The organism is Sporosarcina sp. E16_8 (assembly GCF_017347095.1).
Classification (GTDB): Bacteria; Bacillota; Bacilli; order Bacillales_A; family Planococcaceae; genus Sporosarcina.
Genome location: NZ_JADPRZ010000085.1, coordinates 1 through 6,349, shown reverse-complemented (window position 1 = coordinate 6,349; position 6,349 = coordinate 1). Strand labels below are relative to the sequence as shown.

5 protein-coding genes are annotated in these 6,349 nt (G+C 44.4%); 2 read left to right on the top strand and 3 right to left on the bottom strand.

Annotated elements, in window-relative coordinates; genetic code table 11:
- Positions 1-349 (top strand): hypothetical protein (locus tag I2484_RS20465; protein ID WP_207152904.1); only part of this gene is annotated, 349 nt, incomplete at its 5' end.
- Here the strand turns inward: I2484_RS20465 and I2484_RS20460 are convergent.
- The 3 genes from I2484_RS20460 to I2484_RS20450 form a co-directional block, all read right to left on the bottom strand.
- Entirely contained in the window at positions 316-1,569 is a 1,254-nt protein-coding gene (locus tag I2484_RS20460) for an exo-beta-N-acetylmuramidase NamZ family protein (RefSeq protein ID WP_207152903.1), read from the bottom strand. The genes I2484_RS20465 and I2484_RS20460 overlap by 34 nt on opposite strands.
- Positions 1,570-1,673: 104 nt before the next feature.
- Positions 1,674-3,740 (bottom strand): glycoside hydrolase family 3 protein, encoded by a 2,067-nt coding sequence (locus I2484_RS20455; RefSeq protein ID WP_207152902.1) that lies wholly within the window; start codon positions 3,738-3,740, stop codon positions 1,674-1,676.
- A 21-nt stretch (positions 3,741-3,761) separates the two neighbouring features.
- Positions 3,762-5,447 carry a serine hydrolase domain-containing protein gene (locus I2484_RS20450; protein ID WP_207152901.1) on the bottom strand — a complete coding sequence of 562 codons (1,686 nt, stop codon included), beginning with the start codon at positions 5,445-5,447 and terminating at the stop codon, positions 3,762-3,764.
- Between the two features lie 331 nt (positions 5,448-5,778).
- On the opposite strand from I2484_RS20450, the gene I2484_RS20445 reads away from it, so the two are divergent.
- Positions 5,779-6,349: hypothetical protein (locus I2484_RS20445; RefSeq protein ID WP_207152900.1), on the top strand; the 571-nt coding region annotated here is incomplete at its 3' end.

Genomic DNA, 6,349 nt, shown 5'->3' with positions numbered 1-6,349 from the left:
CGGATTGGTTGGAGGCTTCGCCGATTTGGTTGGAAACCCCGCCGCATTTGTTGGACACTTCGACAGTTTGGTTGGACACTTTCCGGTTTGTTGGACACTTCACCGATTTGGTTGGAAACCCCACCACGTTTGTTGGACACTTCACGGAATTGGTTGGACACTTCGCCGATTTTGTTGGACACTCCCCGGGTTGGTTGGAGACTTCACCACGTTTGTTGGACACTACGCGGGATTGGTTGGACACTCCACCACGTTTGTTGGACATTCCAACACACCAAAAAGCGACCCCTTTTCAAAAAGAGGTCGCTGGATTAGTTATTTATATAACAAATACTTCTCACGAACATGAGTGAATTTGTTTAGACCCGCCTGCCATGCTTTTTTCATTTCCTCGACAGACTTGCCTGCTTTAATATCGGTCCGGATTGAGCCATTGCCGACGAGTTTATCAAAGAAGGATATTCCGTCGCTACCTGGTGCTGTGAACTGGAAATCGTTTGGATACATATCATGAATGGTTTTCACAATATATAACCCGGTTTCAAACGGCTTATACACGTTTCGATTTGTGATATGGATTTGAATTCCATGGCTCAACTTATTCGCGTGCTTTGAGAATGTCGGCGTAAACGAAGCCGCTCTGAAGGTGACCCCTGGCAATTTGTAAGCATTCAACTTCGCCGCCAAATCTGAGCTGTTGATGAACGGAGCACCGATTAATTCAAACGGCTTAGTCGTTCCTCTTCCTTCTGAAACATTCGTTCCTTCAATTAATGCCGCACCTGGGTAGACAAGAGTGGAATCCAAAGTTGGCATGTTTGGTGATGGAAGCACGAATTCCAATGGTGTTTCATCGTAATACATACTCCGCTTCCAGCCTTCCATTTTCACGACCGTTAAATTGGCTCCGATCTTGAATTCTTTATTGAACAGCAGCGCTAATTCCCCAACCGTCATGCCATGGCGCACAGGAATCGGGTACTCACCCACAAATGAGGAGTACTTGTCCTCGAGAACAGGCCCCTCTACTTTCGTTCCGCCGATTGGATTCGGACGGTCAAGGACGATAATCGGTATATTATTCTCCTTTGCCGCTTCCATAGCTAAAGCCATTGTGTAAATATACGTGTAAAATCGTGCCCCAACATCCTGAATATCAAATAGCAGCACATCGACATTTTTCAGCATTTCAGGTGTTGGCTTTTTCGTGGCCCCATACAAGCTATATACAGGAACCCCTGTTTTTTCATCAATATACTTTTCAACATATTGCCCAGCCTGCGCATCCCCACGGACACCATGCTCAGGACCATAAAGAGCTGTAAGTTGCACTTTAGGATTTGCGTGAAGTAAATCTACGATACTCGTAACGTTTTTATCTACTCCCGTTGGATTGGTGATCAAACCGACCCGCTTCCCCTTGATCAAATTAAGCTGATCCTGCAACAAAACCTCCACACCTAAGCGAAACTTCTTGTCCTTCTTATCTTTATCATTCTTAGCAGAAGCTCCAGTAAATGTGGATAGTACTAGAACGAGCGCAAGCAATCCCGTAAGCCATTTTTTCATAATAAACGCCTCCCTCTTTCCATGTAATGTATAACCAACCGAAATATACGTTCTTAATTCCTTGAACATGTAGCCGAAATCTTATTTCATTCAAAACACCTAAATTAGTACCCTAAACCATGTCCAAACTTGTATAAAACATCGCCGACTTGATCAAAAATAGTAACTGGTAGTTTACCTGTTGGGTTATTTATCCCAAAAATCGTGTTAACGGATGCTTCATAACTTGCTGGTCTAAATCCATACTGGACAAGATAAGCATCTACATTCGGGTAGGCCATAATATCATACGGATTTCGAATTCCGACGCTAATAACTGGTACATCGGTTTGTTCAATAAGTTGATTTGCCAGCTTCATTAAATCATTACTTGGTTCTCTCCCGCTCACCGTGGAGGTATTGGTGCCTAAAATGATATAATCTGCCGCTTTTGCTTGCGCCAATTGTGATTCTGTAAGGAGTGTTGTAGTTGTTAAAACCGTAGTATTTTCATTATGCTTTTGAACCTCAGCAGCAAGGAGATCAGCACTTGAACCGACCACAACAATCTTATCTTTTGTGCCTACTTTAAGTGGAAGCTTAGCATTGTTTTTTACAAGCGTAATCGATTTAGCCGCTGCTTCGCTTTCTACCGCTTTATGTTCTGCAGAGCCTACGACTTGAATGGCATTCGCAATTTTGTCATCTATACTTTTTTCAACTTCAGCTTTCACAATGCCTCGATTTAACTTCAGCGTAAGAATCCGTTCAACGGACTGATCGATTTTTTCAGTTGAAATTTCTCCCTTATTAACCGCATCATACAGACCATTGGCGACTGTCTCAAGACCTACAGGCATTAAAACAATATCTGTTCCTGCTTTTACAGAGCGAATGGCCGCATCGACTGCACCAAAATGCTCAACGATCGCCCCCATATTCATCGCATCCGTCACGATAACTCCCTTAAAGCCCATTTGCTCGCGCATCAAACCCGTTAATACTTTTTGAGAAAGCGTTGCGGGTAGGGCAATTTCTGTTCCATCTTTTTTCGAAATAACTTTTGTATCATCAATTTTCGGGAAGGTCACATGTGCCGTCATAATTGCATCAATACCAGCATCCATAGCCTGCTGGAACGGATATAATTCCACCTTTTTCAAACGATTGATATCATGTGGTACTTCCGGAAGTCCTAAATGGGAATCAACTGCCGTATCGCCGTGACCCGGAAAATGCTTGGCCGTTGCAGCTGTTCCACTTTCTTGAAGACCGTTAATATAGGCATTTCCCAATTTCCCCACTAACTCAGGGTCCTCCCCAAAGGAACGAACTCCGATGACAGGATTATCAGGATTATTGTTTATATCCAGTGAAGGTCCAAAATTCATATTAATACCAAGGGCGTTAAGCTCTTCACCAATGGCCATACCAACCTTTTTCGCTACCTCTTCAGATCGTGTCGCTCCTAGCGCCATGTTTCCAGGAAAATCCGTACCCGTCTGAAGACGTGTTACAATCCCGCCTTCTTGATCAATTGAAATCAGAAGTCCGTATTTTTCTGATGCTTCCTGATAAGCACTAACTAGCTTCGTTGTTTGCTCAGCTGTCACTGTATTCTCGCGGAATAATATTACGCCGCCTAGATGATACTCTTTAACTAGCTGGGCAATTTCAGCATTCATTGCCGTAACATTTTCACCCTTCCAGTTTCTAAAGTCAGGCATTAGCATTTGACCGACTTTTTCTTTCATCGTCATCTGCTTGATAGCCTTGCCGATCAAGTCATAGCGAACGCCTTTTTCTTTTCCAACAATAATCTGACCTTGATTTCCTTTGTATTGAATGGAGATTCGGTCACTGAATTTGCCATTGCTCACAGAGATAAACGTTTTTCCATTGTGACCCGATAAGCTAACTTCTCCGCCCTGAGTAACAGAGGCAACGTTTTTGTTCGAAGACTTCCAGGTTACATTCTTCGACGCTAGCTCAAAGTTGCCATCCGCATAGACATGCAAGCCATTTAAATCAAGCGTGTTATCCTTCACATCTCTCGCGACTTGCGGTACGTTGAGGTCAATCACTAAATCCTTGATTCCCGAAGTAGCCGATGCCCCCGCGAGTGGACCGCTCGTTAACACTAAAGCAAATGCAATAATTGAAACGATACATTTCTTGACTAATTTACTCATACTTTTCCTCCCTTTTCATAATTAATAATCACGCAGTTGCCATTCATTATTCGTGAAAGAAAGCTTGCTCTTTGAATTAAGCAATGGATCTAGAATATACAAGCCACGGCCATTCACCGATGAATCGGTATGATAACTGAAGCGTAGTTTCGATGCTTCTTTCGGGATGGTCAGCTTTTGATTAACCCAGCCATTGCTTGTACCAGTGAATGAGGCGAGCTTGTCCCATACGCCATCGGTATATATTTCTACATAGCCAAAATCAGACTCATTCTCTAGCATATGCCATGTACGAAAAGTAAGTTTTGCGTCCTTTGCCAGCGCAAGATCAGCTTCCATCACACGGTTCACATTATCTCCGTAGCCTGCAAACCATGCTGAATTCTTACCGGGAATGAAGACTGGAATCGCATCCGCTACCTGTCTAACGAACAGTCTCCGCGTTTGATTTGTCGATACAGTCGCTCGACTTGGATGCACGCGATTCGTCAGTAAAATCGCAACCGTTTTGTTGTTCGGGCTAACCACAATCGATGTTCCCGTATAACCAGTATGCCCAAAGGAGTGAGTCCCCTCTGAAAGCGCATCCATATACCATCCCTGTCCTAGCTCCCAGCCAAGACCGTGGTCATCGCCAGGAAACGCAGCATTCTCATTTTGTAGCAAGAGTTTGACCGTTTCAGGCTTAAGGATTGTTTTTCCGCCATATTTTCCGTTATTCAGGAAAACGTGAGCAAGCATGGCAAGATCCTTCGCAGTCGAGAAGACACCCGCATGTCCCGCAACACCATCCAGTGACCATGCATTTTCATCATGAACCTCTCCCCAAACAAGCCCTCTGTCTGGAATTGACTGGAATTCGGTTGCTGCAATTCGATTTTTCAAGGAAGCTGGAGGATTATACATCGTATCCTTCATCCCCATTGGACCAGTGATGTGCGTTTTGACAAAATCATCCTGACGAGTCCCTGACAATCGCTCGATTAGCACACCTAATGTGATCATATTTAAATCGCTGTACGTGTAAGTCGTACCCGGGGCATTGACTAACGGGTGGTTTAACACCAACTGCAGCCGCTCATCTCTCGAATTCCCCTGTGAATATATAGGAATTCCTGCGACAAACCCCGAGGTGTGTGTCAACAATTGGCGGATCGTTACGTTTTCCTTCCCATTTGCAGCAAATTCCGGGATATGCTTAGCAACTGCGTCATCTAGTTCGAATAAACCTTTTTCAAAAAGCATCATTACGGAAGTAGCGGTGAAAATCTTACTGATAGACGCCAAATCAAAGATTGTGTCCGTCTGCATTGGAATTGGAGTTTCCATTTCTGTAAGCGAGCCATCTGTGTACGCAGCTGAAAAACCATAAGCATCATGCTTCACAATTTTCCCGCCTCTCGCCACAAAAGCAACAGCACCAGGCATCACTTTTTCCGAAATGGCCTGATTCATAATCTGATCAATTTGTTGAAGTGGAGTTTCCACCATACCGGCTCCTCGTGCAGAGCCGGGGTGAAGTGTGTTAGAAATCGGGAAGACAGTTGAATTCCATGTGAAAACTGGATGCGGCTTCCGTGATGAGGTAGTGTGCTTGTCTTTCTTTTCAATTGAAGGGTTATTGGGAACATCACTGCCAGCAAAAACAGGCGATGTTCCTAACAAAATCGTACAAACAGCCGTGATCATAAACGTTTTTCTTTTCATAAGTTCCTCCTTTTACAAGCTAATTTTAGGTCGTCCACCTAATATAGTAAAATAGTTAGGTGGGAGCGCTTTCAACCTGTAGGTAAAGCATATCCAAAATGATGTATAGTCGTCTAGACCACTAAAGTCTTAAAACCATCTTTTTCCATGACGATAGTAGGATGCCATTAGCACCTTTTTTCGAAATTTCTAAATAAATGCTTATATTAGTTTCAATTAGAAAGTTTGTTGGAGGCTTCACGGGATTGGTTGGAGGCTTTGACGATTTTGTTGGAAACTCCGCGGCGTTGGTTGGAGGCTTCGATAGTTTGGTTGGAGGCTTTCCGGTTTGTTGGACACTCCAGGGAATTGGTTGGAGGCTTTGACGATTTTGTTGGAAACCTCACCGCGTTTGTTGGACACTCCGACAGTTTGGTTGGACACTCTCCGGTTCGTTGCACACTTCACGGAATTGGTTGGAGGCTTTGACGATTTTGTTGGAAACCCCACCGCATTCGTTGGACACTCCGACAGTTTGGTTGGAGGCTCTACGGTTTGTTGGACACTCCACCGGATTGGTTGGAGGCTTCGCCGATTTTGTTGGAAACCCCACCGCATTCGTTGGACACTCCGACAGTTTGGTTGGACATTCTCCGGTTTGTTGCACACTTCACGGAATTGGTTGGAGGCTTCGCCGATTTTGTTGGAAACCCCACCGCATTCGTTGGACACTCCGACAGTTTGGTTGGAAACCTCACCACGTTTGTTGGACACTTCGATAGTTTGGTTGGACGCTTTCCAGTTTGTTGGACATTTCACCGAATTGGTTGGAGGCTTTGACGATTTTGTTGGAAACCCCACCGCATTCGTTGGACACTTCGACAGTTTGGTTGGACACTCTCCGGTTTGTTGGACACTTCGCC